Source organism: Serratia sp. CY27727 (genome assembly GCF_052169275.1).
GTDB classification, from domain to species: Bacteria; Pseudomonadota; Gammaproteobacteria; order Enterobacterales; family Enterobacteriaceae; genus Serratia; species Serratia sarumanii.
This window is the reverse complement of record NZ_JBJNLB010000007.1, coordinates 129,176-154,573: the sequence shown is the minus strand read 5'-3', so window position 1 is coordinate 154,573 and position 25,398 is coordinate 129,176. Positions and strand designations below refer to the sequence as shown.

Genomic DNA, 25,398 nt, shown 5'->3' with positions numbered 1-25,398 from the left:
ACAGATAAGCGGTTTGGCCGGCGGAGCAAAAGTACAGAGAAAAGTGTTCTTGGTTTTGCAGAGTATCAATGTCGCTAATATTTTTTTTATTGGTTACGATCGTCAGCAGATTTTTTCCCTGCTGTTGCAGCCGTCGTATTGTTTCAGCGTTATTTTCAGTTGTGATAATAAGATCGAATTTTTCGATTGGACGGCGTTCGAGACTGATAAAACTAACCTGATGGCCGTATTCCTGGATTTCGTCTGTTAATAATTTACCGCAGGCACTGTCGCCGAAATAGCCAATATGAAGTAATTCCATTTTTGCTTCCTGAGAATAATGATTTCCCTTACGGAATATCAAAGGGTGCTGAATTTTTATGCCGGTTAATTAGATTTTTGCATGCAGCGCATCGGCGATAGGCAAATCAGCCAGAATGCCCGATTTATTCAGTGCCACCAGCATTTGTTCCGTGACGATATTATTGGTTTCCCACGGTTTAACATGCGTTGCTGGATAAGTATCTGCGATGATGTCGATAATTTCCGCTTCGGCCAGTCCGAGTTGGCGCAACATGCAGGCGCTGAAATCTTTGGCGATAGCGTCGGTTGCGTAGCCTTCCAGGAAAGCCAAAATCGGTTGTTGCAACGCTTGCTTGGTCGCCGCGTCGCTGTGGCGCCAGATATGGCTTAGCACCTGCTGTGAGAAGCGGGCATGGCGGCCTTCATCCGCAACGTGATCTTTCATCACCAGATAGAAGGTCGGGAAAATATCTTCGTTGTTGATCACATCGATAAGATCGGTCGTCAGCGCCTGCTCCGACAGAGACACGCACACCAGTCGCAGCAGTTCGCGCAGCCGTTCGTCCCCCATTGCCAACGATTGCGCCAGGGCATAGGAAGCCTCGGTGTCTTTTGGCATCGGCAACGGCGCAATGGACGTCATCTGCTCTACCTGATTGATCAGATCCAGCGCCACCAGGGCGTGATAGGACTCATCCACGACCACGGTCAGCGCGTCTAAGCGCATTTCAAGCGGAAAGTCTACGCCGACCGCGTTTTTGTAGAGCTTGTAACTGGAATCATTGATGATATCCAACTCGATGTTGGCGATGCCATTCAGGTAGTGGTAGAGGGTTTGCACCTGAATATAGCGCAATGCTTGTTCACCGAGCGCGGCAACGCGCGGATGGAGGCACAGCGGCAGACGTTCGAGGGGGAAGAAAAGGGTTGATTGGCTGTCCTGTTCGTTGAGAAGGCGGCGAGGACGGGAGCGGACAATCGCGGCGCGATCCCATTTTTTCAACGTGGTTTCAATGAGGCTCATCGGTTAATCCTTATTAATAGAGTTCTATTTCAATATCCGATTGTGAATAGGCACAGCAGGCTAGAATAATATTCTCTTCTAACTCCTCTTCGCATAAGGCACTCTGTTTTTCATGGCGTATATTTCCGCTGATTAGAAGTAATTTGCAACAGCCGCACCTCCCCTTTCGGCATAGGTTGGGGATGTCGATATTTAATCTTTCAAAGTTTTCAAGCAGCGACGTTTCAGGACAAAAGTCACCGATGCCCGCGCCATCAAAAATAACATGATGACCACCGGGCCCTGTTTTTGCAGACATGGCGTGTTATTCCCTATGGAAGTCAGTGAGTGAGATCACATTTTAAAATTCATATAAGTAAATTGTTATTAATAATAGGTTGTGGGTTTTAATGGGGAGTAACGATAGCTTTGGCTTTGTATATTGTCAACACGACACATTAAAAACATTAACATTATATTAAAGGTTGTTTCACATAATATAGTTCATATTCAAACTTTATTGCCTGGATTGTTTAGCAATTCTTATTATTGTTTGTTTTATAATATCAACAGGCAAAAATCTTTGTTCAGCGAATGGAAAACAGGACGTCGCCGCCTTCTAATGATAGCCTGAGCGGCAATTTGGTTTTGATAACGCAAGCAGGAAGATGACATGGTGAAAACCGCAGGCTGGCTGCTGCCCGCCATCCTGGCGCTGGCGGGGTGTTCGTCATCCGGCCAACGTCATGAGCAAACGCTTAGCCAGGCGCTGACGGCCCTCGGCCAGGACAAGGCGCTGATTGGGGCGTCGAGCGGCGTGATGGTGCGCGACGCCGAGAGCGGCACCGTGCTGTATCAGGCGCAGGCGGAGCAGCGTTTGGCGCCGGCTTCCAACATGAAGATGTTCACGTCTCTGGCGGCGTTCGGCGTGCTGGGGGCGGATTACCGGTTTGAAACCCGGCTGCTGACCACCGGCGAGCAGCGCGGCGACACCTTGCGGGGGGATCTCTATCTGCAGGGCAGCGGCGATCCGACGCTGCACCCGGACGATCTCGACAGCTTCGCCGCCACGCTGGCGCAGCGCGGCATTCGCCATATCCATGGGCGGCTGATCCTGGATGCCAGCGCGTTCGATCAAACGCCATTCGGCGCCGGCTGGAGCTGGGACGACGAACCCTTCGCCTTCGCCGCGCCGATCTCGGCGCTGAACTACGCCTTTACCCCCGGCGGCGATATCAACGTGGTGCAGGTGGATGTGCAGCCGGGCGCCCGCGCCGGTGCGCCAGGGCGGGTGAGTTTCTATCCCGCCAATGACGCGGTGACGCTGGTCAACCGCACCACCACCGGCGGCGACACCGCACTGACGTTCGATCGCCAGCCGGGCAGCAACCGAATCGTGGTCAGCGGCACCGTCGCCGCGCAGGCGGAGGCCAGCTCACGCTTGATTACCGTCGATCAGCCCGCCCGCGTGGTTGGCGCCTTATTGCAAAATGCCCTGCGCGCGCACGGCATCACGCTGCGCGGCAACGCTGAAGAAGGCGTGACCCCTGCGGGCGCCCGGCTGCTGGCGGAAAAAACCTCGCCGCCGCTCTCCCGATTGGCCGTCACCTTCCTGAAAGTGTCCAACAATGGTTACGGCGAGGTATTGACCAAAGCGATGGGCCGCAAGACGCAGGGCAAGGGGGACTGGGCCGCCGGCCTGCAGGCGATCGGCCGGTTTGTGCAAAGCCAGGGCATCGAGACCGGCGCGTACCGCCAGGTGGACGGTTCCGGGCTGTCGCGCATGAACCAGATCACGCCGCAGCAGCTGACGACGCTGCTGCTGGCGGCCAGAAAACAGCCGTGGTTCGCCGAGTGGTATAACGCCTTGCCCATCGCGGGCCAGCCGGGGCTGCTGGTGGGCGGCACGCTGCGGAGCCGCATGGTGAAAAGCGCGGCTGCCGGCCGCGCCCACGCCAAGAGCGGTTCCATGACCGGGGTATCGTCGCTCAGCGGGTATGTCGACTCGGCGACCGGGCGGCCGCTGGCGTTCGCCATCATCAGCAACAACTACCTGGTGCCCGGCGCAGAGGTGAAAGCGCTGGAGGATCGCCTGGTCGAGACGCTGGCGGCCTGTGACGCCACGGTGGTGTGCCGCTGAGAAGGCGGCGTCAGTCGCGCTTGGCGATGTCGGCGAAGCTGCCGGCCAGCAGGCGGCACAGATCGGCGGCGGCCAGTTCGATGTCCAGCCCGCGTTTGCCGCCGGAAACGTAGATGGTGTCGAACGCTTGCGCCGGGCTGTCGATCACCGTCGGCAGCCGTTTTTTCTGCCCCAGCGGGCTGATGCCGCCCACCAGATACCCGGTGACGCGCTGGGCCAGCTGCGGATCGGCCATCTCGGCCTTTTTGGCGCCGAGCGCGCGGGCGACCTTTTTCAGATCCAACTGGGTGGCGACCGGCGTGACCGCCACCGCCAGATGTTTGGCGTCGCCGTTCAGCGCCACCAGCAGCGTTTTGTAAACCCGATCGGCATCCAGTCCCAGCTTTCTCACCGCTTCGTCGCCGAAGTTGGTTTCGTCGCTGTCGTGGTGATACGGATGAAGGGTGAAGGCGACCTTTTGTTTCTCGAGCAGAACGACTGCGGGCGTCATAATGTATTGTCCAAAATGTCCCTAACGGGGAAGGGGTGATAACCAGCCTTAAAAATACAAAAATCCAACCCGCCCGGCAACCTGAGCGGCTGTTACATAAAGCGGGTTGCCAAGATATTCACCGGGTTGCTACCCTGTTTGTTGTAACCGTTAACACGGTTGCTATGCGTATAACTACAATACAAGAAATTCCTCTTTGACTGGCCAATAGCGATATTGGCCTCTTTTTTAGCCCTGTGGCTGCAGCATCGCCGGCAGGTTATCCTCGCCGTACAGGTGCAATGCGCCAACCGCCACCACATAGTCACCCGCCGGCAGCGCCTCCAACTGATGCCGCCAGTCGCGATTGCGCTGATGCATCAGCACATCGTACAGCCCGGCGCTGAAGGTGGCGGGCAGGGTGTCCAGCGTGCCGCGCGGTTTGGCGTCCAGCCACCAGCTCACCATGGTTTGCAGCAGCCGCGCGTTGGTGTGCCAGTGCTCCAGCGTATCGCGCAGCAGCGCGATGCCGCCTTCCGGCAGCTGTTCCAGCATCGCCAACTGCTGCTGTGCCCCTTCCAGCTCGATCACCGGTTTGCCATGCGCGCGGGCGGCCTGCAGCAGCTGATAGTCCACGCCGTACTCCGCCCGTAGCCCCAGACGCTGAGCCTGGCGCGCCTGCATCATCAGCGCCACCTGCCAGCCGGGCAGGGTGGCGAAGGCGTGCGGATCGGCGCCCAGCTCGTGGCACAGCGCCAGCAGCCGTTGATATTCTTCGGCGGACAGGCGCTGTTCCAGCGCCGGCTGCTGTTCTGCGTGGTCAAAAGGGGAGGCGGCGCCGGTGATATCGGCCTCGACGATCAGCGCGTCGGCCTGCTGCAGCCGGGCGGACAGCCGCGCCGGCAACGGCGACATATCGACGGTGCCCATATGGATGCTGCCCACCAGATGCAGCCGACGATCGCCCGGCAGAGTGATGTCCAACGCCGGATAAGCGTAACGTTTGGGCGAGATCAGGCCGAGAAAGGCGGCGAGGCGGCGTAACAGTTGACCCATACGGCGTGGCTCCTGAATAACGGGTGCGCGTTTCAGCATGAAAGGCGAGGGAAAATCGTCATTCATGCTAAACGCTATCCGCCGCGCAGGAAAGCCCGGAAAACAGCGGGGCGCCATGACGGCGCCCCGGCGATCACTTCCTGGGTTTAAAACGCAGCAGCCGGTTGGCGTTGCTGACTACGGTAATCGACGACAGCGCCATCGCCGCGCCCGCCACTACCGGGCTGAGCAGCGTGCCGGTCAGCGGATAGAGCACGCCGGCGGCGATCGGGATACCCAGCGTATTGTAGATAAAGGCGCCGAACAGGTTCTGCTTCATGTTGCGCAGCGTGGCCTTCGACAGTTCCACCGCATCCGCCACGCCGTGCAGGCTGTGGCGCATCAGGGTGATGGCGGCGGTCTCGATGGCGATGTCGCTGCCGCCGCCCATCGCGATGCCCACGTCGGCCTGCGCCAGCGCCGGGGCGTCGTTGATGCCGTCGCCGACCATCGCCACGCGTTGGCCCTGCGCCTGCAGCTGTTTGATCGCCGCCGCTTTGCCGTCCGGCAGCACCCCGGCAATCACCCGATCGATACCGGCCTCTTTGGCGATGGCGTTGGCGGTCACCGGATTGTCGCCGGTCAGCATCACCAGCTGATACCCCTGCTGGTGCAGGCGCTGCAGCGCCGCGACGCTGTCTTCGCGCAGCGGATCGCGAATGGCGAACAGCGCGGCCGGTTTACCGTCAACGGCCAGCAGCACCGGCGTCACGCCGCGTTCGGCCTGGTCGCGCATCGGCGCTTCCAGTTCGGCGATCGCGACCTGATGCTGCTCCAGCAGCGCGGCGTTGCCCAGCAGCAACTGCACGCCGTCGATCTCCCCGCTGACGCCGGCGCCGCGCAGGGTGCGGAACTGCGCCACCTGCGGCAGCGTTTGCCCGGCGGCGCGTTCCATGATGGCGCGCGCCAGCGGGTGATTGGAGCCTTGCTCCAGCGCGGCGGCCCAGCCGATCGCCTGCCGTTCGCTGACCTGATTGAAGGTCAGGATCTCCACCACCTGCGGCTTCCCTTCGGTCAGGGTGCCGGTTTTGTCGAACACCAGGGTGTCCAGCTGGCTGGCCTGCTGCAGGGCGTCGGCGTCGCGTACCAGCACGCCAAACTCCGCCGCGCGGCCCACGCCGGAGATGATCGACATCGGCGTCGCCAATCCCAATGCGCACGGGCAGGCGATGATCAGCACCGTGGTGGCGATCACCAACGTATAGACCAGCTGCGGCTGCGGGCCGAAGAAGTACCATATCGCCGCGCTGAACAGGGCGATCGCCACCACCGCCGGCACGAACACCGCCGAGACGCGATCGGCCAGTTGGCCAATCGCCGGTTTACTGCTCTGCGCCTGGCGCACCAGTTTGATGATGCGCGCCAGCGTAGTTTGGCTGCCGATGGCGGCGGCGCGGAACAGCACGCTGCCGTCGTCGACCACCGTCCCGGCATGCACCGTATCGCCGAGGCCTTTCTGCTGCGGCACCGCTTCGCCGGTCAGCATCGCTTCATCGAGCCAGACTTCGCCCTGCACGATTTCACCGTCGACCGGCACGCGATCGCCGGTGGTCAGCCGCAGCGTCATGCCGAGCTGCACCTCCGCCAGCGGGATATCGCGCTCGCCGTCGTCGGTCACCAGCCGTGCGGTAGGCGGCGTCAGATCCAGCAGCCGCTCCAGCGCCTGCGAAGAACGCTGGCGAGCACGCTGCTCCAGCGCATGGCCGAGGTTGATCAAACCGATGATCATCGCGCTGGCCTCGTAATAGAGGTGGCGCGCCTCCATCGGGAAGAAATCGGGCCAGATGTTGACGGCGATCGAATAGAGCCAGGCGGCGCCGGTGCCGAGCGCCACCAGGGTATCCATGGTGGCGCTGCCGTTCATCAGCGCGCGCCAGGCGTTGCGGTAGAAGTGCCCGCCGGCGAGCACCATCACCGCCAGGGTGATGACGCCGACCAGCAGCCAGGGGCGCTGGGTTTCCGGCGTCAGCGTCATGCTGCCGCCGAACAGCCCCCAGGCCATCAGCGGGATACCCAACGCCAGACCCAGCGCCGCCTGCCAGCTAAAGCGCTTCATGTTGGCGCGTGCGGTCTGCTGTTGGCGCTCGCGGCGTTCGGTCTCGTCCTGAATCATTTCGGCGCCGTAGCCGGCTTTTTCCACCGCCGCCACCAGCGCCTGCGCATCGGTGGCGCCGGTCACCAGCGCGCTGCGCTCCGCCAGGTTGACGCGCGCGTGCTCAACGCCGGGAACGCTTTGCAGCGCCTGCTGCACTTTATTGACGCAGCTGGCACAGGTCATGCCGCTGAGCAGCAGCTGTACGCTGTCGTCCGCGCCGTCGGTTGCCGGAAGGGGAGATTGCGCCGCTGGCTGAACGTCCGGCAACGAAGGTGTTGCGTCAGTCAACGGCTCAGTTTTTGGGGCGGCGGCGCCCGCTACGCCGGCGTGATAACCGGCATCTTCCACCGCGGCGATCAGCGCCTGCGGATCGGCATCGCCGTACACTTTCGCGCTGTCGATAGCGACGTCGGCGGCGAACACGCCCGGCACCGCTTCCAGCGCTTTGCGGGTGGTGCCGACGCAGTGCATGCAGCTCAGGCCGCTCAGCTGCAGTTCGGTATCGGCGTGCGGCGCGACTTCGGCCTGATAACCGGCGGCGATCACGCTGTCGATCAGCGCGCTGTCCGGTGCGTCGCCGGTCACTTTGGCGTAATGCACGTTAACGTCCGCCTGTTCGACATCGCTGCGGCTTTCCAGGGCTTTTTTCACCCGCTGCGCGCAGTTCATGCAGGACAGCCCCTGCAATGCCAGCATAGTGGTGTGTGACATGATTGAACTCCTTGCTTAAAAGGCGGTGTTTAAAGGTTGACCGCCGGACCTGTTTTCACTAAGAATGGAGCTTAAACCTTCCAGCAAGGGTAAGGTCAAGGAGGGAAAATGAATATTAGCGACGTCGCGAAAAAAACCGGGTTAACCAGCAAAACGATTCGTTTTTACGAAGAGAAAGCGCTGATTACCGCCCCGATCCGCAGCGATAACGGTTACCGCCATTATTCCGCCAGGCACGTTGAAGAGCTGACGCTGCTGCGCCAGGCGCGGCAGGTGGGCTTCAACCTGGACGAGTGCCGCGAGCTGGTGGCGTTGTTCAACGATCCGGCCCGCCACAGCGCCGACGTGAAGGCGCGCACGCTGCAGAAGGTGGCGGAGATCGACAGGCACATCAGCGAACTGGGCGAAATGCGCCAGCGCCTGGTGACGCTGGCCGACCAATGCCCGGGCGACGAGGGGGCGGAGTGCCCCATCATCAACAACCTGGCAGGATGCTGTCGTTCAAATTAGCGGCCGATGGCGCGGATCACCAGCGTGACGCCTTCCACCGCTACCACTTCCACTTCGGTACCGGCGGGCAGATCTTCCGCCGCCTGCGCGCGCCAGCTGCTGTCGCCGATATTGATGCGCCCCATGCCGTTGTGCATCGGCTCCGTCAGCGTGGCGCGGGTGCCGATCAGCTGGCGGTTGCGCTGGTTGAGCACCGGCGAACCGCCGGATGCGGCCGCCGGGCGCCGGCGCAGCCAGTACCACCACAGGTAGGCGACGACGACGGTCAGGACGGCGAAGATCATGCCCTGCCACGCCCAGGAAAGCGGCGGCAGCAGCCAGATCAGCACGCCGACCAACAGCGCCGCCACGCCGCTCCACAGCAGGTAGCCGCCGGCGCCGAGCATTTCCGCTGCCAGCAACACGCCCCCGAGGGAGAGCCAAAACCACAGCGGATTCGCCGCGATCAGTTCAAGCATGATTATTTGCCTTTGCTTTCTTTCAGCAGTTCGGTAATGCCGCCGATCGAGCCGAGCAGGCTGCTGGCGTCCAGCGGCATCATCACCACTTTGCTGTTGTTGGAGGAACCGATCTTCTGCAGCGCGTCGGTGTATTTCTGCGCCACGAAGTAGTTCACCGCCTGAATGTTGCCGCTGGCGATGGCGTCGGACACCAGCTGGGTAGCGCGCGCCTCGGCCTCAGCGGCGCGTTCACGCGCTTCCGCCTGCAGGAATGCCGACTGGCGTTCGCCCTCGGCCTTCAGGATCTGCGACTGTTTCTCCCCTTCGGCGCGCAGAATGGCCGCCTGACGCACCCCTTCCGCCTCCAGGATGTCGGCGCGTTTGGTCCGTTCGGCCTTCATCTGGGCGTTCATCGAGGCGATCAGTTCCGCCGGCGGCCGCACGTCGCGGATCTCGATACGGGTGATTTTCACCCCCCACGGATTGGTCGCTTCATCGACGATGTGCAGCAGGCGGCTGTTGATGCTGTCGCGCTGCGACAGCATTTCGTCCAGCTCCATCGAGCCGAGCACGGTGCGGAAGTTGGTCATGGTCAGGTTGACGATCGCCTGTTCGAGGTTGCTGACCTCGTAGGCGGCGCGGGCCGGATCGACCACCTGGATAAAGCACACCGCGTCGATGGCGACGTTGGCGTTATCGCGGGAAATCACCTCCTGCGAGGGAATGTCCAGTACCTGTTCCATCATGTTGATTTTACGGCCGATGCGGTCCATGAACGGCACCACCAGGTTCAGGCCCGGCATCAGCGTTTTGGTGTAGCGGCCGAAGCGTTCTACCGTCCATTGGAACCCCTGCGGCACAATTTTGACGCCGGCGAACACCACAATCAGCGCGACGACGATCACGATGGGGATAAAAGTAAGCATGCAAACCTCCTGTCAGACATATGTAAACAGATATTACGTCAGCGCCGGAAAAATGCCTACCGATACCGCGACTTAATCCAGAGCGCCGATCAAACCCGCGATCAGCGGATCCCGCGTCTGGAACAGGTTGATAAGGGTGCGCACTGCTTCGCCGCCGCGAGCATCGGACCAGGCCAGCGACAGGGGAGAAGACTGGCGCGGGTATTTGAGCTGTTTGGCCACCAACTCGCCGCTCTCCAGATAAGTTTGGCACAGCCGGCGCGGAAGGAAACCGATCCCGAGACCGCGCAGATGGCACTCCAGCTTGGTGCGCAGATCCGGCACCTTGATTTCCTGCTGGCCCGACAGCAGCCAGGCGGTGCGCTTGGCCAAATGGCGTGCGGTATCTTCGACGTTGATCGCGGCGTAAGGGCGCAGCTGCGTTTCGTTCAGCGGATCGGCGGCGGCGGCCAGCGGGTGCGTCGGCGCGATGGCGAACACCCACTCTATTTTGCCCAGCGGCAGCACCTTGATGCTGTTTTCCAGCGATTCATTGCCCGCCGCGCCGATCGCCAGGTGGCAATCCTCATTCAGCAACGCGTCCCACACGCCCATGTACACCTGGCGGGAAATGTGGAATTGGGTGAACGGGTATTTGTCGTGCAGGTGAGTTAACAGCCCGGCTACGGCGGCGGCGTCGTACAGCAGGTTGTTGATCACGATATTCACCTGATGCTCTACGCCGTCGTTGATTTGCCGCAGCTCGCCCGGCATGGCGTCCAGCCAGGTGTGCCACTGGCGGCAGCGCTCCAGCAAATACTCTCCGGCCGGCGTCAGGTTGACGGTGCGGGTGGTGCGGATAAACAGCTGCGTGCCGATGCTCTCTTCCAGCGTTTTGATGCGGTAGCTGATGGTGGCGGTGGTTTTGTGCAGCAGCTCCGCCGCGCGGGAGAAACTTTGGCACTCGGCAACCTTGATAAACGAACGAATGGTTTCGTGATCCAGCATGAGGGGTCCTTGGCTGACACCGCCTTTTCGGTTATCGGTGAGAAGAATCTACTGATGTTGCGGCGCGATAGGCAGCGGCAAAGCGCAACCCCACGATCCCGGTCACAGAATCACCCGATAGCGATGAATATGCGCCGCCCCATTTTGCCCGATGATGAATCAGGCGGTTTTTTAATTCATTGATTTAAGGCAACTAATATTACTCTTCGATCATAAAGTGTGCTGGCGATCTTATTGTGGAAAAATTTTCCAAAAAAATGCTGTCAAATTCACCACGCGCTGTCTAGAGTGAAGGCGTTGGGTGAAATATCGCCGTTCAATCGTCGTCTGGGTCATGCGCTTGGGAGAATCACATGGATTTAGTCATCGAAGAATTAACGCCGGCGGCCTTTGCGCCTTATGGCGATGTATTGCAGATAGAGGGCTCGCGTTTCTTTCATATCAATGACGGAAAAACCGAGCGTTATCACGATCTCGCCAGGATAGAGGTGTCCGACGGCAACCGGGTGCTGGCCAGCATCAACCGGGCGGAACCCTGCGATCTGCCGATGACCTTTTCCCTGTTGGAAAAGCATCCGCTCTCGTCGCAGGCCTTTGTGCCGATGAACGGCGAACGCTTCGTGGTGATCGTCGCCGAACCGGGCGAAACCATCCCCGTCGGCACGCTGCGCGCCTTTATCACCAACGGCAAACAGGGGATCAACTATCATCGCAATGTCTGGCACCACCCGCTGTTCGCCTATGCGAAGGTCACCGACTTTTTCACCATCGACCGCGCGGGCGCCGACAACTGCGTGGTCAGCCGCTTGCCGGAGCCGTATCGCATAGTTTTGGCATAGCGCTGGCCGCACGCCGCGCTGGGCGTTTATCATAGCGTCACCCATGCCGTCACTGACAAAGGAAGCTTGAATGACCGAATTACGCAGGAAAGGACGACCCGCCACCGAAGCCGGCGCCACCAAAGGGGCGCAGGCGTTGGATCGCGGGCTGGAGATCCTCCAGTACCTGGCCAACGCCGGGGGGAGTTCGTCGGTTTCCGTGCTGTCCGAAAAGCTGGAGCTGCCGCTTTCCACCACCTTCAGATTGTTGAAAGTGCTGGAGAAATCGGAATTCGTCTTTCAGGATCCACAGCTGGGCTGGTGGCATATCGGCATTCAGTCGTTCACCGTCGGTTCCGCTTACATGAACGATCGCGACGTGGTATCGGTGGCCGGGCCGTTCATGCGCCGGCTGATGCTGCTGTCCGGCGAGACCGCCAACCTGGCGATCCGCAACAATTTCGACGCGGTGCTGATTCGCCAATGCGAGTGCCAGGCGATGGTGCGCATGTGCGCGCCGCTGGGCAGCCGCTTGCCGCTGCACGCCTCCGGCGCCGGCAAGGCGCTGCTGTACCCGCTGGCGGAAGAGGAGATGCTGGATCTGATCGTGCGTTCGGGGCTGCAATCCTATACGCCGAAGACGCTGACCAGCGTGAACCTGCTGCGCAAGGATCTGCATCAGTCGCTGGAACAGGGCTACACCATCGACGATGAAGAGCACGCGCTCGGCCTGAACTGCCTGGCTTCGGCGATTTTCGATCGCAACAACAACGTGATCGCCGCCATCTCCATCTCCGGGCCCAGTTCGCGGGTCGGCAAGGAGCGGTTCAAGGAGCTGGGCGAACTGGTGGGTGAAGTGGCCAGAGACATCAGCGCCGCGCTGGGCGAATCGCGCAGCAAGGCGTAAACGTCGCGCGCCGGGCTGAACCGGCGCGGAGCAAGACTCCCCGTTTGATGAGCAAACGGGTTTTTTTGAGCGTAATTTTAAGTTGGAAAAATTTTCCAATAAATTGAGGAGAGCATCACATGGCAATTATGCGAGCGGTAGACGCGGCAATGCACGTGCTGGAAAAAGAAGGGATCACCACCGCGTTCGGCGTGCCCGGCGCGGCGATCAACCCGTTCTACGATGCGATGCGGCGGCACGGCGGCATCAAACACTACCTGGCGCGGCACGTGGAAGGAGCCTCGCACATGGCGGAAGGCTACACCCGCGCCGCCGCCGGCAACATCGGCGTGTGCATCGGCACCTCCGGCCCGGCGGGCACCGACATGATCACCGGCCTTTACTCCGCCTCCGCCGACTCGATCCCGATCCTGTGCATCACCGGCCAGGCGCCGCGTGCGCGTTTGCACAAAGAAGATTTTCAGGCGGTAGACATCGAATCGATCGCCAAGCCGGTGACCAAGATGGCGGTCACCGTGCAGGAACCGGCGCTGGTACCGCGCGTGCTGCAGCAGGCGTTCCACCTGATGCGCTCCGGCCGGCCGGGCCCGGTGCTGATCGACCTGCCTTTCGACGTGCAGATGGCGGAGATCGAGTTCGATCCGGACACCTACTCTTCACTGCCCGCCTATAAGCCGGCGGCCACCCAGGCGCAGATCGACAAAGCGCTGGATCTGCTGTGCGCGGCGAAAAAACCGCTGATCATCGCCGGCGGCGGCATTCACAACGCCGACGCGGCGGATCTGCTGCAGCAGCTGGCGGAGATCTGCAACGTGCCGGTGATCCCGACCTTGATGGGCTGGGGCGCCATTCCGGACGATCACCCGCTGATGGCGGGCATGGCGGGCCTGCAAACCTCGCATCGCTACGGCAACGCCAACCTGCTGGATTCGGATCTGGTGTTCGGCATCGGCAACCGCTGGGCCAACCGCCACACCGGCTCGGTGGACAAGTACACCGCCGGGCGCAAGGTGGTGCACATCGATATCGAGCCGACGCAGATTGGCCGGGTGATCTGCCCGGATCTGGGCATCGTTTCCGACGCGCGCATCGCGCTGCAAATGCTGGTGGACACGGCAAAGCGCCGCTTCGAGCGCGGCGAGTTGCCGAATCGCGACGCCTGGTGCGCCGCCTGTCTGCAGCGCAAGCAAACGCTGCTGCGCAAGACCCACTTCGACAACGTGCCGGTCAAGCCGCAGCGGGTGTATGAAGAGATGAACCGTGCCTTCGGCCGCGACGCCTGCTACGTCACCACCATCGGGCTGTCGCAGATCGCCGCCGCGCAAATGCTGCACGTTTTCGAGCCGCGTCACTGGATCAACGCCGGCCAGGCCGGCCCGCTGGGCTGGACGTTGCCTGCGGCGCTGGGCGTGTGCGCCGCCGATCCGCAGCGCAAGGTGATCGCGCTGTCGGGCGACTATGATTTCCAGTTCATGATCGAAGAGCTGGCGGTCGGCGCACAGTTCAAGCTGCCCTATATCCACGTGCTGGTGAACAACGCCTATCTGGGGCTGATCCGCCAGGCGCAGCGCGGGTTCGATATGGATTACTGCGTGCAGCTGTCGTTTGAAAACATCAACAATGCGGAGATTGGCGAGTACGGCGTCGATCACGTCAAGGTGGCGGAAGGGCTGGGCTGCAAGGCGCTGCGGGTGTTCAAACCGGAAGAGATCGCGCCGGCGTTCCGTCAGGCCCAGGAACTGATGCAGCAGCACCGGGTGCCGGTGGTGGTGGAAATCATCCTGGAGCGCGTCACCAATATTTCCATGGGCACCGAGCTGGATAACGTCAACGAGTTCGAACCGGTGGCGGCAACGCCGGAAGACGCGCCGACCTCGGTCAACTTCTTTGATTACCGTTAAGGAGCCTTACCATGCCGAAATTTTCAGCCAACCTGTCCATGCTGTTCACCGAAGTCGATTTTATGCAGCGCTTCCGCCGGGCGAAGGAGCAGGGCTTCAGCGCGGTGGAATACATGTTCCCCTATGACTACCCGATCGCCGCGCTGCGCAGCGAACTGGAGGCGCATCGCCTGAGCCAGGTGCTGTTCAACCTGCCGGCCGGCGACTGGGCGGCGGGCGAACGGGGCATCGCCTGCTTGCCGGGGCGCGAAGCGGAGTTCCGCGACGGCGTCGGGCGCGCGATCGAGTATGCGCAGGCGCTGGGCTGCGATCGCATCAACTGCCTGATCGGCAATCCGGATCCCGCCGTCGGCCGCCACGCCACCGACGAACGGGTGAAAGAGAACCTGAGCTACGCCGCCGACGCTCTGGCGCGGCAGAATATCCGCCTGCTGATCGAACCGATCAACCGCTACGACATGCCGCAGTTCTACCTGCAAACCTCCCGGCAGGCAATCGAACTGATCGAAGCGATCGGCAGCCCCAACCTGTATCTGCAGTACGACCTTTACCACATGCAGCGCATGGAGGGAGAGCTGACGCAGACCCTTGAGCGCCTGCTGGCGAAGATCGACCACGTTCAGGTCGCCGACAACCCGGGGCGGCACGAGCCGGGCACCGGCGAAATCAACTGCGAGTTTATCTTCGCGCAGCTGGATCGCATGGGTTACCGCGGCTGGATCGGCTGTGAATACAAACCGCTCACCACCACGGAAAGCGGCCTGTCATGGATTAAAAAATACCTGTCTTGAGGAGATGAAAATGAAAGTGGGATTTATCGGTCTGGGCATCATGGGCGCGCCGATGGCGGAAAAGCTGCTGGCGGGCGGGCACACGCTTTACGCCCATACCCGGCATCAGGTGCCGGCGGCGCTGTTGCAGCAAGGGGCCATTGCCTGCGGCGATCCGCAGCAGGTGGCGGATGAGGCGGACGTGATCTTCATCATGGTGCCGGATACGCCGCAGGTGGAGGAGGTGCTGTTCGGTGAACGCGGCTGCGCCGCCGGCAAGCTGAACGGCAAAGTGGTGGTGGATATGAGCTCCATTTCACCGCTGGAGACCAAGCGGTTCGCGCAGCGCATCAACCAGCTGGGCGCCCAGTACCTGGACGCGCCGGTTTCCGGCGGCGAAGTGGGCGCCAAACAGGGCACGCTGACCATCATGGTGGGGGGCGAGGAAGCGACCTTCGAACGGGTGCAGCCGCTGCTGGCGCTGATGGGCAAGAACATCACGCTGATCGGCGGCAACGGCGACGGGCAAACCTGCAAGGTCGCCAACCAGATCATCGTGGCGCTGACCATCGAAGCGGTCTCCGAGGCGCTGGTCTTCGCCTCGCGCGCCGGCGCCGACCCGGCCCGGGTGCGCGAAGCCCTGATGGGCGGTTTCGCCTCGTCGCGCATTCTGGAGGTTCACGGCGAGCGGATGATCAAGCGGGCGTTCGCGCCGGGGTTCCGCATCTCGCTGCACCAGAAGGATCTTAATCTGGCGCTGCAGGGCGCGAAGGCGCTGGCGCTCAGCCTGCCGAATACCGCCACTTGCCAGGAGTTGTTCAACGTCTGCGCTGCCAATGGCGACGGCGAACTGGATCACTCCGCGCTGGTGCGGGCGCTGGAGATCATGGGCAACCACCGGGTGGCCGGCTAAGAGCGCACCCGGCGCTTCATTCGCCGGCTTATCGTTAGAATCAGAGATGTTCGACATTAATAACGCCCTCTTTATGATAAATAAAGAGGGTCCCCGCCAATCCAATAAAAAATGATTCAGCACAATAAAAAGTAAAAAGCAGGATGCCAACCGAGGAGACACTGAATATGGCAACCGATAATGCTGTTATTGATAAAGATATTCTTACCGCCCCTGACAAAAACCGTTTATATCGAAAAATCGCCTGGCGCATTATGCCCATTTTATTAGTGAGCTATATCGTCGGTTATCTCGATCGGGTTGGCATTTCGTTCTCGAAATTTCAAATGATGCCCGATATTCTGAACGGCAATGTCTCGATGGCCGAAGCCGTTTACGGGCTGGGCGCCGGGGTGTTTTTCATCGGCTATATCATCGCCGGGGTACCCAGTAATATTCTGCTGAGCCGCTACGGCGCCAGAAAGATCATCGCGCTGCTGATGGTGGTGTGGGGGGCGATTTCGATGCTGAGCATCTTTATCACCAACCCCTGGCAATTCTACCTGGCGCGTTTCCTGCTGGGGCTGGCGGAGGCCGGCTTCTACCCCGGCGTGATCCTCTATCTGACGCTGTGGTTCCCGTCCAGCCAGCGCGCCAAGATGACCGCGCTGTTCGTGTGCGGTATCCCGGTCAGCAACATCATCGGCGGCCCGCTGTGCGGGTGGATCATCGAGCACATGAACGGCCTGATGAATCTCTCCGGCTGGCAGTGGCTGTTCTTTATCAGCGGCCCGCGCGCGCTGCTGATCGCCATCGTCATCTTCTGTTTCCTGGATAACACCTATCAGAGCGCCAAGTGGCTAAGCCCGCAGGAGAAGGCGCTGATCAAAGAGGATATGGCGCAGAGCGCGCCGCGCCAGGGCGCCGCCGGCGGGCAGGAGTGGACGATGAAAAGCATGCTGAGATCGTCCGCGTTCACCAAAATGTGGCTGATTTGCTTCTGCACCGTGATGGGCCAGGGCGGGCTGGCGTTTTGGGTGCCGACCATCATTCGCGACACCGGTGTGACCTCGGTGATGGATATCGGCCTGCTGACCATGCTGCCGTACATGCTGGCGGTGGTGGCGATGCTGGTGGCCGCGCGCAGTTCGGACAAGCATCGCGAGCGGCGCTGGCACATCATCGTGCCGTTCTGCATCGCCGCGGTGTCGCTGATCTTCATCGGCCTGTTCCCGGACAACAAGCACGTGGTGATGGCGGCGCTGTGCGTGGCGGTGGCGTCGAGCCTGGTGCCGTCGCCGCTGTTCTGGAGCCTGCCGAACGCCATCTTTACCGGCACCTGCGCCGCGGCGGGCATTGCGCTCATCAATTCCATTGCCAACATCGGCGGTTTTATTTCGCCTTATATCATCGGCTATTTCAAACAGCTGACCCACAGCAATTTGGCGGCGATGTGCGTCTTGTCGACAATGATGATACTGGGGGCGATATTAACCTACAGCGTGCCGGCGAAATGGGTCAATAAATAACGCTTCCCTTCATCTTCATTAAATAGTCGGCAACAGTTTTATTTTATTTCACCATGCATTTCTCATCTGATTATTTCAGCGGGGGAAGGCATGGCCATTTTTATTTCGTCTCGAATAAAGGAGGCAGCATGAAAATTGTTATTGCACCGGATTCATTTAAAGAAAGCGTCAGCGCAGAACGGGCGGCGTGGGCGATCGCGCGCGGCTTCCACGAGGTTTATCCCGATGCCGAGTGCGTCTGCCTGCCGATCGCCGACGGCGGCGAAGGCACGGTGGACGCGCTGGTGGCCGCCACCGGCGGGCGCAAGGTGACGGTATCGGCGACGGGGCCGCTGGGGGAACGGGTGGCGGCGTTTTACGGCATCAGCGGCGACGGCAAGACGGCGGTGATCGAAATGGCGGCGGCCAGCGGATTGATGCTGACGCCGGCGGCGCGCCGTAACCCGCTGCTGGCGACCAGCTACGGCACCGGCGAACTGATCCGGCATGCGTTGGATCAGGGCATTCGCCACCTGATCCTCGGCATCGGCGGCAGCGCTACGGTGGATGGCGGCGTCGGCATGGTGCAGGCGCTGGGCGGGCGCTTCTACCGCCCGGACGGCAAGGCGCTGCCGTGGGGCGGCGGCGAGCTGGCGACGCTGAGCGGCGTCGATCTCGGCACGCTGGACGCACGCCTGCGGCAGTGCCGGATCGAGGTCGCCTGCGACGTAGACAATCCGCTGGTGGGGCCGCGCGGTGCGGCGGCGGTGTTTGGGCCGCAGAAGGGGGCGACGGCGGCGATGGTGGCGCAGTTGGAACAGGGCCTGACGCAGTATGCCGAGGTGATCCGCCAGAGCACCGGGCGCGACGTGCGGCACGTCGCCGGCGGCGGGGCGGCGGGTGGCATGGGGATCGCCTGCCAGGTGTTTCTCGGCGCAACGCTGAAGCCGGGTATCGAGATCGTGATGGCGGCGCTGGGCCTGGAGCAGGCGCTGACGGAGGCCGATTTGCTGGTCACCGGCGAAGGGCGCATCGACAGCCAAACGCTGGGCGGCAAGGCGCTGTCCGGCGTCGCCCGTCTGGCGCGGGCGCGCGGTTTGCCGGTGATCGCGCTGGCCGGCGTGGTGGAGGAAGGGGCGGAGGCGCTGCACGCGCAGGGAATAGACGCGATGTTCAGCATTCTGCCGCGCCTGAGTGCGCTGGAGATCGCGCTGTCGCAAGGGGAACTCAACCTGCAGCGCAGCGCCGCCAACGTCGCCCGCGCGATGCGCATCGGCCGGCGATTGGGATAAAAAAGAAGGCCACGCTGCGCGAGCAGGTGGCCTTGGTTTTGGCGGCGAAGCGCTTACGGCTCGACGTCGCGGTTGCAGTCCTTGGAGTAGATGTAGCTGAAGGTTTCCTGGCCCACCGCATAGCCTGCCTGCTGCACATAGGCACCCATGAAGATATAGTCGCCTTGCTTCACCGGCATCCATTCATTGTCCAGGTTGTACACGCCGGCGCCGCTGAGAATGTAGGCGCCATGCTCCTGCACGTGGGTCTCGATGTAGCCGTGGCTGGCGCCGGGGGCGAAGGAGAGGATGTGCATATTCATGTCGAAGCCCAGATCTTTCGGCAGCAGATCCTGCAGGATCACCTCGCTCATGCCTTCGTAGTGGATCTTTTCCAGGTTGGCGACGTTGTTGCTGACGACGTGCGCCTCGTAACCCTTGATGCGCTGGTAGCGGCGCTTGTAGAGGAACAGGCGGCTGGATTGGCCGCCGTTGGCGTTTTCCAGCCGCAGGGTGACGCCCGCCGGGCAGTAAAGGTAGCCGCCGGCGGTCAGCGGGTAGTCGGTGGCGTCGGCGGAAGCGGTGATGGCGCCGTCGATGACGTACACGAAGGTTTCGATCTCTTCGCCGCCAAAGCCTTTGGTGTTGCGGCCGCAGTCGTGCAGCGTTACCAGATAATCGACGAAGGTGGCGCCCAGTTTCGGCGTCGACAAGATGGTGACGTCGCAGTTTTCAAAACCGGGAATGACGTTGCGCACCAGGCCGTTCGGCGGGATCAGCGCATAGTTGCCGCGTTTGATGATGGCGCGCGTTGACAGAATGTCGGTTGGATATCCGGTTTGATTGTTGAAGTAACCCACGTTGATTCTCCTGATCGTTGAAAGGGCGCCGCGGCGGCGCCCGGTAAAAAAGCGCCGTCAGGCCTCGGTGGCCGTTCGGGTTGGCGTAGTGCGTTTCATCAAGACGTTGACGGTGAAGAAAATGGCGGTGCCCACCAGCAGGATGGCGGCGGAGATGTAAAAGCCCATCACCTTGGAGCCGGTGCTGTCGGAGATCACGCCGGTCAGGAAGGGGGCGATCACCGACGAGGACATGCCGAAGAAGTTGAACACGCCGAAGCTGGTGCCATAGCCTTTCTTCGGCGCGTTGTCGGCGACGAAGGAGATCATGATCGGATCGACCGCCAGCTTGCCCAGCAACCCGTACAGGATCAGGCTGATCAGCAGCATGGTGGAGTCCGGCGAAATGACGGTGCAAACCAGCATCACCGCCGCGCACAGCTCGAGGAAAATGATCAGCTGCACCTTCTTGTTGCGGAAACGGTCGGACATGCGGCTGAAGAACAGCGCGCCCGGCACCGAGGCGAACGCCACCAGGGCGGAGGAGAAGCCGATGGCCACCCCTTCAAAGCCGCGCTCTTGCTGCAGGAACGAGGGCAGCCAGGTGACTATCATGTAGTAGCCGTAGCAGGTGGCGAAGTACATCGCGTAGGCGGAGATCATGCGCAGGCTGAACAGGCCGCTGGGCTGGCCGTCCTCCTCGGGCTCGGCAGCCGTCGGCGCAACGGTCTGGCTGACGGCCGCCGCGGCGTGAGGCTGCGAGCCTTTGATGACCACGGCGAACACCAGCGTCATCACTACCAGCAGGCCGGTGATGATGAACAGCATGATCTGCCAGTTCATGTTGAAGCTTTTCACCAGCAGGCTGGAGGCGATCAGGCCGATGGCCATGCCGAGCGCCGAGCCGCTGTTGATCACCGCGGTTGCCAGGCCACGGCGTTCCAGCGGGATATTCTCCGACGACAGGGAGTAGGCCGAGCCGTAGTAAGAGCCGCAGCCCATGCCCGCCAGCAGGCTGCCGGCATAGACCATGGTCAGGCTGGTGGCGTTGCCGATCAGCAGCGTGGCGATGATGAACAGGCAGAAGCCCGGGATCAGCACCACCTTCTTGCCGAATTTGTCCACCAGGATGCCCGCCGGGATCTGCATCCCGGTGTAGGCGAAGAAGTAGAAGCTGGCGATCAGCCCCATTTCCGCATTGGAGTGCGCGCCGATGGTTTGTTGGATCTCGGGGAAAATCGGCGTCAGGACGGTGCGATAGATCCAGATCACCGCCCAGCCCAGACAGAGCACGACGACGATCTTTTTCCAGTAGCGCGGGTCGATGTCGTTGCTCATGCCTCGGCCCCCTGTTCGGTGTAGGCCAGCTGATACAGCGTCTGCGCCAGGATTTTCACCCCTTCGTTCAAATCGGCGACGGCGGTTTTTTCCGCCGGGTTATGGCTGATGCCGGCGATGCTCGGCACGAACATCATCACCGTCGGCACGCGCGGGGCGAAGATTTGCGAGTCGTGTCCGGCGCCGCTGTGCATCATGCGGTAATTCAGCCGCTGCGTTTCGCACAGGCGGCTGACGCAGGCCACCAGCTGTTCGTTCATCGGGATCGGTGCTTCGTCCATCCACAGATCGATCTCGGCCTCGATGCCCATCTCGGCGCAGATGCGCTGGATATCCTGCTCGATCTCCTGCGTGAAGCGCAGCAGCGCGGCCTGATCGGTGTGGCGGCAGTCGAGGGTGAAGTGGGTGAAGCCCGGCACCACGTTGACGGTGTTCGGCTTCGGCTCCACCTTGCCGAAGGTCAGCACCAGCGGGTCGCCCTCGGCGCGCGCCTTGGCGATCGATTCGCAGCAGATGCGGCTGAAGGCATGCACGGTATCCCGGCGATAGCTCATCGGGGTGGTGCCGGCGTGGTTGGCTTCGCCCTGCAGCCGCACGTCATAACGCCGTTGGCCAACGATGCTGGTCACCACGCCGATGGTTTTGCCTTCGGTTTCCAGCACCTTGCCCTGTTCGATATGGATCTCGACGAAGGCCGCGATGTCGCTGCGCAGCGGCTGATGCGGCGGGGGGAAATCGAAACCGGCGTCGCGCATGGCGTTGACGAAGCCGACCCCCTTGGCGTCCGTAATGTGCTGCACGTCTTCCCGCCGGGCCAGGCCGACGATGTTCTTGCTGCCCCAGAACACATAAGGGAAGCGGCTGCCTTCTTCTTCCGCCAGCGCGATGACTTCCAGGCTGCGCAGCGGCGGGCCGTAGGTGTCCTTGAGGTGTTTGATCGCCATGAAGGCGGCTTCGATACCGAACTGGCCGTCGAGGTTGCCGCCGTTGACCACCGTGTCGATGTGCGAACCGGAGAGAATCACCTGGTCGGGGTATTTGTTGCCCTCCAGCCGGCCGAACAGGTTGCCGACTGCATCAAAATGGGTGCGCAGTCCGGCGGCCTCGAAGGCGTTTTTCAGCGCGTGCTGCGCTTCGATCCATTCCGGGGTATAAAGCAGACGCGTCATGCCGCCGCTGGGGTCGGCGCCGATTTTCGATAACCAGCCGGAAATATCACGGATTTCTTGTTGGAAGTCTTTCATGTTTACCTGCCCGCATGTTGTGTCTCAGCGGCGATGCGGCCAGGGCGGAGGCTATTCGCCGCCGGCCGACCTATTGCGCTGAGCGCGCTGATGAAGGTTTTCTTTTTTCTCCCCGGCTCAGAAATATCAACCGCGAGCCGCGGCGTAAAAAGCCCACGATAATAAGAGTGCGTTAACTGGCGAAGGGATCTTTATGGTCGTAAGAACGCTGGTAAATAGCATTTGAAATTAAGTATTGATAAATATCGTCGACGATTTCGATACCGTTTTTCTCGCTTTCCATTTCACGCGCATGGCTATTCTGCCCCGGGTAAAGCACTTTGCTGACGCCCGGCGCCGGTTTAACGGCATTCAACTCTTTCATGACCTGGCTGATATTTTTACGGAATGCAGATTCGTTGGTGAAATAATCCGGGTTCAGGACGATATGCAATTGCCCCAATTCCCGGCCGGCGCTGAGATCGTGATACATCGAACTGACGTGTTTGCCGAACGGCAGGCCGAGCAAAATGCCCGACAGCACGTCGACCATCATCATCAGGCCGTAGCCTTTCGGCCCGGCGATCGGCAGCAGCCCGCTGACGGCGAACGGATCGGTGGTGTGCTTGCCCTCGGCGTCCACCGCCCAGGTGTCGGGGATGGCGGCGTTGCGCGAGCGGGCGTCCAGCACTTTGCCCCAGGCCTGCACGGTGGTGGCCATATCGAAGGTGATCAGCTCGTCGCCTTCGCCCGGCGCGGAGAAGGCGATGGGGTTGGTGCCGTAGTAGACCTCGGCGCCGCCGTACGGCACCACCATCGGATCGGACTGGCACAGCGAAATGCCGACCATGCCGGCGCGCGCCGCCTGCTGCACGAAGTACGACAGCGCCCCGCTGTGGCCGATGCGGCGCACGCCCACCACCGCCACGCCGTTCTCTTTCGCCATTTCAATGGCGCGATCCATGCTCAGCTTGGCCGCCACGTGCCCGGCGCCGTTGTCGCCGTCGAAAATGGCGCTGCAGGGGCCGGTTTTCTCAAAGGTGAAATGCGGGTGATTATTGGTGCCGCCTTTGCTGATGCGTTCGGAATAGTATTCGACCCTGACCGCGCCGTGAGAATGAATGCCGCGCGCATCGGCATGAACCAGCACGTCGGCGACGATGCCGGCGTGTTCCTGGCTCAAGCCGGCGGCGTGAATTTTTTGCTGGATAAGCTGATGTAATTGTTGTTTAGAGACCTTCATATACAGTCCTTTTATCACTACGGTTTATTTAATTCGCCTCTGCGTTGTAATGTATAAATACCGGGGGGGAATAATGTGATCCAGATGCGTTTTATCCGATTGGATTAAAAATTCGTTGAATTAAATCGCCATTGTTAGAAGTTTTTTTATAAATGCTTTTTCCCTTCTGGATTAACTAATATTCAGGTGATTAAGTTATTTTTTCTAACAATGGATAAAGTGTGACCGTACTCACCTCGGGGCGCGGTTTTAATTTGTAGCTTGATAATTAACCTTTTCGCTGAATTCAATGCGTCGCCGTGCCGCCGGTGCGGGAAATATTGCCGATATTATTAAATGCTGTCTTAAGGATATCACCATGATCCATGCTTTTATTAAAAAGGGGAGCTTTCAGGATTCCGTCAGCCTGATGTTGATCTCCCGCAAACTCAGTGAATCTCCCAAGGTCGAGGAAATATCCGTCATGATGGGGACACCGGCCAATAAATCCTTATTGGAGGTGACCGGTTTCTGGCATCCGCAGTTTAGCGAAGCGACGCCGAACGATATTTGCGTGGCGATCAAGGCGGAGTCCGCCGACGAGACGATCGCCGAGGAGATCGGCGCGGCTCTGGAGACGGCGCTCAAGGCGATTGCGCAGGGGAGCCAGGGCGGCAAAAAACTGCTGCGGGCGCGCAGCTGGCGCACCGCCAGGCAGAAGCTGCCCGCCGCCAATCTGGCGCTGATCTCGATCGCCGGCGAATATGCGGCGGAGCTGGCGGATAGCGCGCTGGAAGACGGCTGCAACGTGATGATGTTCTCCGACAACGTCAGCCCGGCGCAGGAAGTGGCGCTGAAAACCAAGGCGCGCGAGCGCGGGCTGATCGTGATGGGGCCGGACTGTGGCACCGCCTGCATCGCCGGCGTGCCGCTGGCGTTCGCCAACGTGGCGCCCGCCGGATCTATCGGCGTAGTGGGCGCCTCCGGCACCGGCATTCAGGAGCTTATTTCGCAAATTACCCTGGCAGGCCAAGGCATCTCGCACGCCATTGGCCTCGGCGGGCGGGATTTGACGGCGGAGATCGGCGGTATCAGCGCCATCAGCGCGCTGCGCATGCTGGCGGCGGATCCGCAGAGTCTGGTGCTGGCGTTCGTGTCCAAACCGCCGGCACCCGAGGTGCGCCAGCGGGTGATTGACGAGATGAAAGCGCTCGGCAAGCCGGTGGTGGCGTTGTTCCTCGGCGCGCAGTCCGCCGTGCGTCAGGAGGGCAACATCACGTTCGCCGCCACGCTGGATGAAGCGGCGCGGCTGGCGGCGATGCTGGGCTACGTGCAGCAACAGGCGGCGCAACAGCCCGCGGTGCCCGGCGGCAAAATCGCCGGGCTGTATGCCGGCGGCACGCTGGCGGCCGAATGCGCGATGTTGCTGGCGGAAAAACTGTCCCTGCCGGTGGATAGCGAGCACCCGCGCGGCGCCATGCTGGTGGCCGACGGCCATCGCATCATCGACATGGGCGATGACTTTTATACCCAGGGGCGACCGCACCCGATGATTGACCCGACCGCCCGCAATCAAGAAATCGCCCGCCTGGCGCAGCAGCCGCAGACCGGCGTGTTGCTGCTGGATGTGGTGATCGGCTTCGGCGCTCAGGACGATCCGGCGGCGTCGCTGGCGGTCGAGGTGGCCAACGTGCGTGCGGTGCGCGGCGCGGCCCACCCGCTGGCGGCGATCGCCACCGTCACCGGCACCGAACAGGATCCACAGCAGCGCTCGCGGCAAATCGCCACCCTGCAGGAAGCCGGCATCGCGGTGATGCCGTCGCTGCCGGCGGCGGTCGCGTTGGCGCACCAGCTGATTACCCCCGTCTTACCCGCACCTGAACGCGAACGGCCGGCCTTGCTGGACGGCGTCGCGGTGATCAACGCCGGGCTGCGCAGCTTCGCCGATGACCTGCAAACCAGCGACATTCCGGTGGTGCATTACCAGTGGGCGCCGGTGGCCGGTGGCGATCAACGATTAGCCAACATCTTGAAAAAATTAAAGTAAGGAA

The 25,398-nt window shown here is 61.3% G+C and carries 22 protein-coding genes; 10 read left to right on the top strand and 12 right to left on the bottom strand.

Features of this window, described 5'->3' with window-relative positions:
• Positions 1 to 370: 370 nt before the first annotated feature.
• Complete coding sequence (locus ACJ8HB_RS17665) at positions 371 to 1,306, bottom strand: diiron oxygenase (protein ID WP_033647255.1); 936 nt, start codon at positions 1,304 to 1,306, stop codon at positions 371 to 373.
• Between the two features lie 13 nt (positions 1,307 to 1,319).
• The gene (locus tag ACJ8HB_RS17660) at positions 1,320 to 1,604 is read right to left on the bottom strand and encodes a 2Fe-2S iron-sulfur cluster-binding protein (RefSeq protein WP_072071886.1); all 285 of its coding nucleotides are present in this window, start codon (positions 1,602 to 1,604) and stop codon (positions 1,320 to 1,322) included.
• 354 nt (positions 1,605 to 1,958) lie between these two features.
• On the opposite strand from ACJ8HB_RS17660, the gene dacB reads away from it, so the two are divergent.
• Positions 1,959 to 3,425: a D-alanyl-D-alanine carboxypeptidase/D-alanyl-D-alanine endopeptidase gene (gene dacB, locus ACJ8HB_RS17655; protein ID WP_094860033.1), complete on the top strand. Its 1,467-nt coding sequence runs from the start codon at positions 1,959 to 1,961 to the stop codon at positions 3,423 to 3,425.
• Positions 3,426 to 3,435: 10 nt separating this feature from the next.
• Here dacB and ybaK read toward each other — a convergent pair whose 3' ends face one another.
• From ybaK to copA, 3 genes are all read right to left on the bottom strand, one after another.
• On the bottom strand, positions 3,436 to 3,915 hold the full coding sequence (gene ybaK, locus ACJ8HB_RS17650) for a Cys-tRNA(Pro)/Cys-tRNA(Cys) deacylase YbaK (RefSeq protein WP_047568963.1): 480 nt from the start codon (positions 3,913 to 3,915) through the stop codon (positions 3,436 to 3,438).
• A 228-nt stretch (positions 3,916 to 4,143) separates the two neighbouring features.
• Entirely contained in the window at positions 4,144 to 4,950 is an 807-nt protein-coding gene (locus ACJ8HB_RS17645) for a TraB/GumN family protein (RefSeq protein WP_094860034.1), read from the bottom strand.
• A 133-nt stretch (positions 4,951 to 5,083) separates the two neighbouring features.
• The gene (gene copA, locus ACJ8HB_RS17640) at positions 5,084 to 7,795 is read right to left on the bottom strand and encodes a copper-exporting P-type ATPase CopA (protein ID WP_094860035.1); all 2,712 of its coding nucleotides are present in this window, start codon (positions 7,793 to 7,795) and stop codon (positions 5,084 to 5,086) included.
• Positions 7,796 to 7,903: 108 nt separating this feature from the next.
• Here copA and cueR point away from each other — a divergent pair, with 108 nt between their 5' ends.
• A complete protein-coding gene (cueR, locus tag ACJ8HB_RS17635) occupies positions 7,904 to 8,305 on the top strand; it encodes a Cu(I)-responsive transcriptional regulator (protein ID WP_033637368.1) in 402 nt (133 codons plus the stop codon).
• On the opposite strand, the gene ACJ8HB_RS17630 is transcribed toward cueR, so the two are convergent.
• The 3 genes from ACJ8HB_RS17630 to allS form a co-directional block, all read right to left on the bottom strand.
• A complete protein-coding gene (locus ACJ8HB_RS17630; RefSeq protein WP_033637369.1) occupies positions 8,302 to 8,763 on the bottom strand; it encodes an NfeD family protein in 462 nt (153 codons plus the stop codon). The genes cueR and ACJ8HB_RS17630 overlap by 4 nt on opposite strands.
• Before the next feature lie 2 nt (positions 8,764 to 8,765).
• A complete protein-coding gene (locus ACJ8HB_RS17625) occupies positions 8,766 to 9,671 on the bottom strand; it encodes an SPFH domain-containing protein (RefSeq protein ID WP_004940203.1) in 906 nt (301 codons plus the stop codon).
• 72 nt (positions 9,672 to 9,743) lie between these two features.
• Positions 9,744 to 10,658 carry an HTH-type transcriptional activator AllS gene (gene allS / locus ACJ8HB_RS17620; protein WP_033653232.1) on the bottom strand — a complete coding sequence of 305 codons (915 nt, stop codon included), beginning with the start codon at positions 10,656 to 10,658 and terminating at the stop codon, positions 9,744 to 9,746.
• A gap of 353 nt (positions 10,659 to 11,011) precedes the next feature.
• Between allS and ACJ8HB_RS17615 the strand changes: the two genes are divergently transcribed.
• From ACJ8HB_RS17615 to ACJ8HB_RS17585, 7 genes are all read left to right on the top strand, one after another.
• Positions 11,012 to 11,497 carry an ureidoglycolate lyase gene (locus ACJ8HB_RS17615; RefSeq protein ID WP_033653231.1) on the top strand — a complete coding sequence of 162 codons (486 nt, stop codon included), beginning with the start codon at positions 11,012 to 11,014 and terminating at the stop codon, positions 11,495 to 11,497.
• Positions 11,498 to 11,567: 70 nt separating this feature from the next.
• The gene (gene allR / locus ACJ8HB_RS17610) at positions 11,568 to 12,383 is read left to right on the top strand and encodes an HTH-type transcriptional repressor AllR (protein WP_015376892.1); all 816 of its coding nucleotides are present in this window, start codon (positions 11,568 to 11,570) and stop codon (positions 12,381 to 12,383) included.
• Positions 12,384 to 12,502: 119 nt separating this feature from the next.
• Positions 12,503 to 14,284, top strand: a complete 1,782-nt coding sequence (gcl, locus tag ACJ8HB_RS17605; RefSeq protein WP_043146758.1) for a glyoxylate carboligase — start codon at positions 12,503 to 12,505, stop codon at positions 14,282 to 14,284.
• 11 nt (positions 14,285 to 14,295) lie between these two features.
• Entirely contained in the window at positions 14,296 to 15,075 is a 780-nt protein-coding gene (gene hyi, locus ACJ8HB_RS17600; protein ID WP_047568952.1) for a hydroxypyruvate isomerase, read from the top strand.
• Between the two features lie 10 nt (positions 15,076 to 15,085).
• On the top strand, positions 15,086 to 15,967 hold the full coding sequence (gene glxR, locus ACJ8HB_RS17595) for a 2-hydroxy-3-oxopropionate reductase (RefSeq protein ID WP_033653229.1): 882 nt from the start codon (positions 15,086 to 15,088) through the stop codon (positions 15,965 to 15,967).
• 254 nt (positions 15,968 to 16,221) lie between these two features.
• Complete coding sequence (locus ACJ8HB_RS17590; protein WP_223307168.1) at positions 16,222 to 17,475, top strand: MFS transporter; 1,254 nt, start codon at positions 16,222 to 16,224, stop codon at positions 17,473 to 17,475.
• A gap of 128 nt (positions 17,476 to 17,603) precedes the next feature.
• Positions 17,604 to 18,746 (top strand): glycerate kinase, encoded by a 1,143-nt coding sequence (locus ACJ8HB_RS17585; RefSeq protein WP_047568951.1) that lies wholly within the window; start codon positions 17,604 to 17,606, stop codon positions 18,744 to 18,746.
• Positions 18,747 to 18,799: 53 nt separating this feature from the next.
• Here ACJ8HB_RS17585 and allE read toward each other — a convergent pair whose 3' ends face one another.
• The 4 genes from allE to allD all read right to left on the bottom strand — a co-directional run bounded on the left by allE (position 18,800) and on the right by allD (position 23,368).
• Entirely contained in the window at positions 18,800 to 19,585 is a 786-nt protein-coding gene (gene allE, locus ACJ8HB_RS17580) for a (S)-ureidoglycine aminohydrolase (protein WP_033637377.1), read from the bottom strand.
• A gap of 57 nt (positions 19,586 to 19,642) precedes the next feature.
• Positions 19,643 to 20,902 (bottom strand): MFS transporter, encoded by a 1,260-nt coding sequence (locus tag ACJ8HB_RS17575; protein WP_047568949.1) that lies wholly within the window; start codon positions 20,900 to 20,902, stop codon positions 19,643 to 19,645.
• Positions 20,899 to 22,146 carry an allantoate deiminase gene (allC, locus tag ACJ8HB_RS17570; protein ID WP_047568948.1) on the bottom strand — a complete coding sequence of 416 codons (1,248 nt, stop codon included), beginning with the start codon at positions 22,144 to 22,146 and terminating at the stop codon, positions 20,899 to 20,901. Before allC ends, ACJ8HB_RS17575 begins: the two co-directional genes overlap by 4 nt.
• 172 nt (positions 22,147 to 22,318) lie before the next feature.
• Positions 22,319 to 23,368, bottom strand: coding sequence for an ureidoglycolate dehydrogenase (gene allD / locus ACJ8HB_RS17565; RefSeq protein ID WP_047568946.1), 1,050 nt, complete (start codon positions 23,366 to 23,368; stop codon positions 22,319 to 22,321).
• Between the two features lie 358 nt (positions 23,369 to 23,726).
• Here allD and ACJ8HB_RS17560 point away from each other — a divergent pair, with 358 nt between their 5' ends.
• Positions 23,727 to 25,394: an acyl-CoA synthetase FdrA gene (locus ACJ8HB_RS17560; RefSeq protein WP_047568944.1), complete on the top strand. Its 1,668-nt coding sequence runs from the start codon at positions 23,727 to 23,729 to the stop codon at positions 25,392 to 25,394.
• Positions 25,395 to 25,398 lie beyond the last annotated feature (4 nt).

Excerpts from the sequence above, each read along its gene's own strand:
- ACJ8HB_RS17575 (WP_047568949.1), bottom strand. The coding sequence starts at position 20,902 with ATGAGCAACGACATCGACCCGCGCTACTGGAAAAAGATCGTCGTCGTG.
- copA (WP_094860035.1), bottom strand. The coding sequence starts at position 7,795 with ATGTCACACACCACTATGCTGGCATTGCAGGGGCTGTCCTGCATGAAC.
- ACJ8HB_RS17560 (WP_047568944.1), top strand. The coding sequence starts at position 23,727 with ATGATCCATGCTTTTATTAAAAAGGGGAGCTTTCAGGATTCCGTCAGC.
- glxR (WP_033653229.1), top strand. The coding sequence starts at position 15,086 with ATGAAAGTGGGATTTATCGGTCTGGGCATCATGGGCGCGCCGATGGCG.
- ACJ8HB_RS17585 (WP_047568951.1), top strand. The coding sequence starts at position 17,604 with ATGAAAATTGTTATTGCACCGGATTCATTTAAAGAAAGCGTCAGCGCA.
- allD (WP_047568946.1), bottom strand. The coding sequence starts at position 23,368 with ATGAAGGTCTCTAAACAACAATTACATCAGCTTATCCAGCAAAAAATT.
- gcl (WP_043146758.1), top strand. The coding sequence starts at position 12,503 with ATGGCAATTATGCGAGCGGTAGACGCGGCAATGCACGTGCTGGAAAAA.
- ybaK (WP_047568963.1), bottom strand. The coding sequence starts at position 3,915 with ATGACGCCCGCAGTCGTTCTGCTCGAGAAACAAAAGGTCGCCTTCACC.
- ACJ8HB_RS17590 (WP_223307168.1), top strand. The coding sequence starts at position 16,222 with ATGCCCATTTTATTAGTGAGCTATATCGTCGGTTATCTCGATCGGGTT.
- ACJ8HB_RS17665 (WP_033647255.1), bottom strand. The coding sequence starts at position 1,306 with ATGAGCCTCATTGAAACCACGTTGAAAAAATGGGATCGCGCCGCGATT.
- allS (WP_033653232.1), bottom strand. The coding sequence starts at position 10,658 with ATGCTGGATCACGAAACCATTCGTTCGTTTATCAAGGTTGCCGAGTGC.
- ACJ8HB_RS17630 (WP_033637369.1), bottom strand. The coding sequence starts at position 8,763 with ATGCTTGAACTGATCGCGGCGAATCCGCTGTGGTTTTGGCTCTCCCTC.
- dacB (WP_094860033.1), top strand. The coding sequence starts at position 1,959 with ATGGTGAAAACCGCAGGCTGGCTGCTGCCCGCCATCCTGGCGCTGGCG.
- cueR (WP_033637368.1), top strand. The coding sequence starts at position 7,904 with ATGAATATTAGCGACGTCGCGAAAAAAACCGGGTTAACCAGCAAAACG.
- allC (WP_047568948.1), bottom strand. The coding sequence starts at position 22,146 with ATGAAAGACTTCCAACAAGAAATCCGTGATATTTCCGGCTGGTTATCG.
- ACJ8HB_RS17615 (WP_033653231.1), top strand. The coding sequence starts at position 11,012 with ATGGATTTAGTCATCGAAGAATTAACGCCGGCGGCCTTTGCGCCTTAT.
- ACJ8HB_RS17625 (WP_004940203.1), bottom strand. The coding sequence starts at position 9,671 with ATGCTTACTTTTATCCCCATCGTGATCGTCGTCGCGCTGATTGTGGTG.
- ACJ8HB_RS17645 (WP_094860034.1), bottom strand. The coding sequence starts at position 4,950 with ATGGGTCAACTGTTACGCCGCCTCGCCGCCTTTCTCGGCCTGATCTCG.
- allR (WP_015376892.1), top strand. The coding sequence starts at position 11,568 with ATGACCGAATTACGCAGGAAAGGACGACCCGCCACCGAAGCCGGCGCC.
- ACJ8HB_RS17660 (WP_072071886.1), bottom strand. The coding sequence starts at position 1,604 with ATGTCTGCAAAAACAGGGCCCGGTGGTCATCATGTTATTTTTGATGGC.
- hyi (WP_047568952.1), top strand. The coding sequence starts at position 14,296 with ATGCCGAAATTTTCAGCCAACCTGTCCATGCTGTTCACCGAAGTCGAT.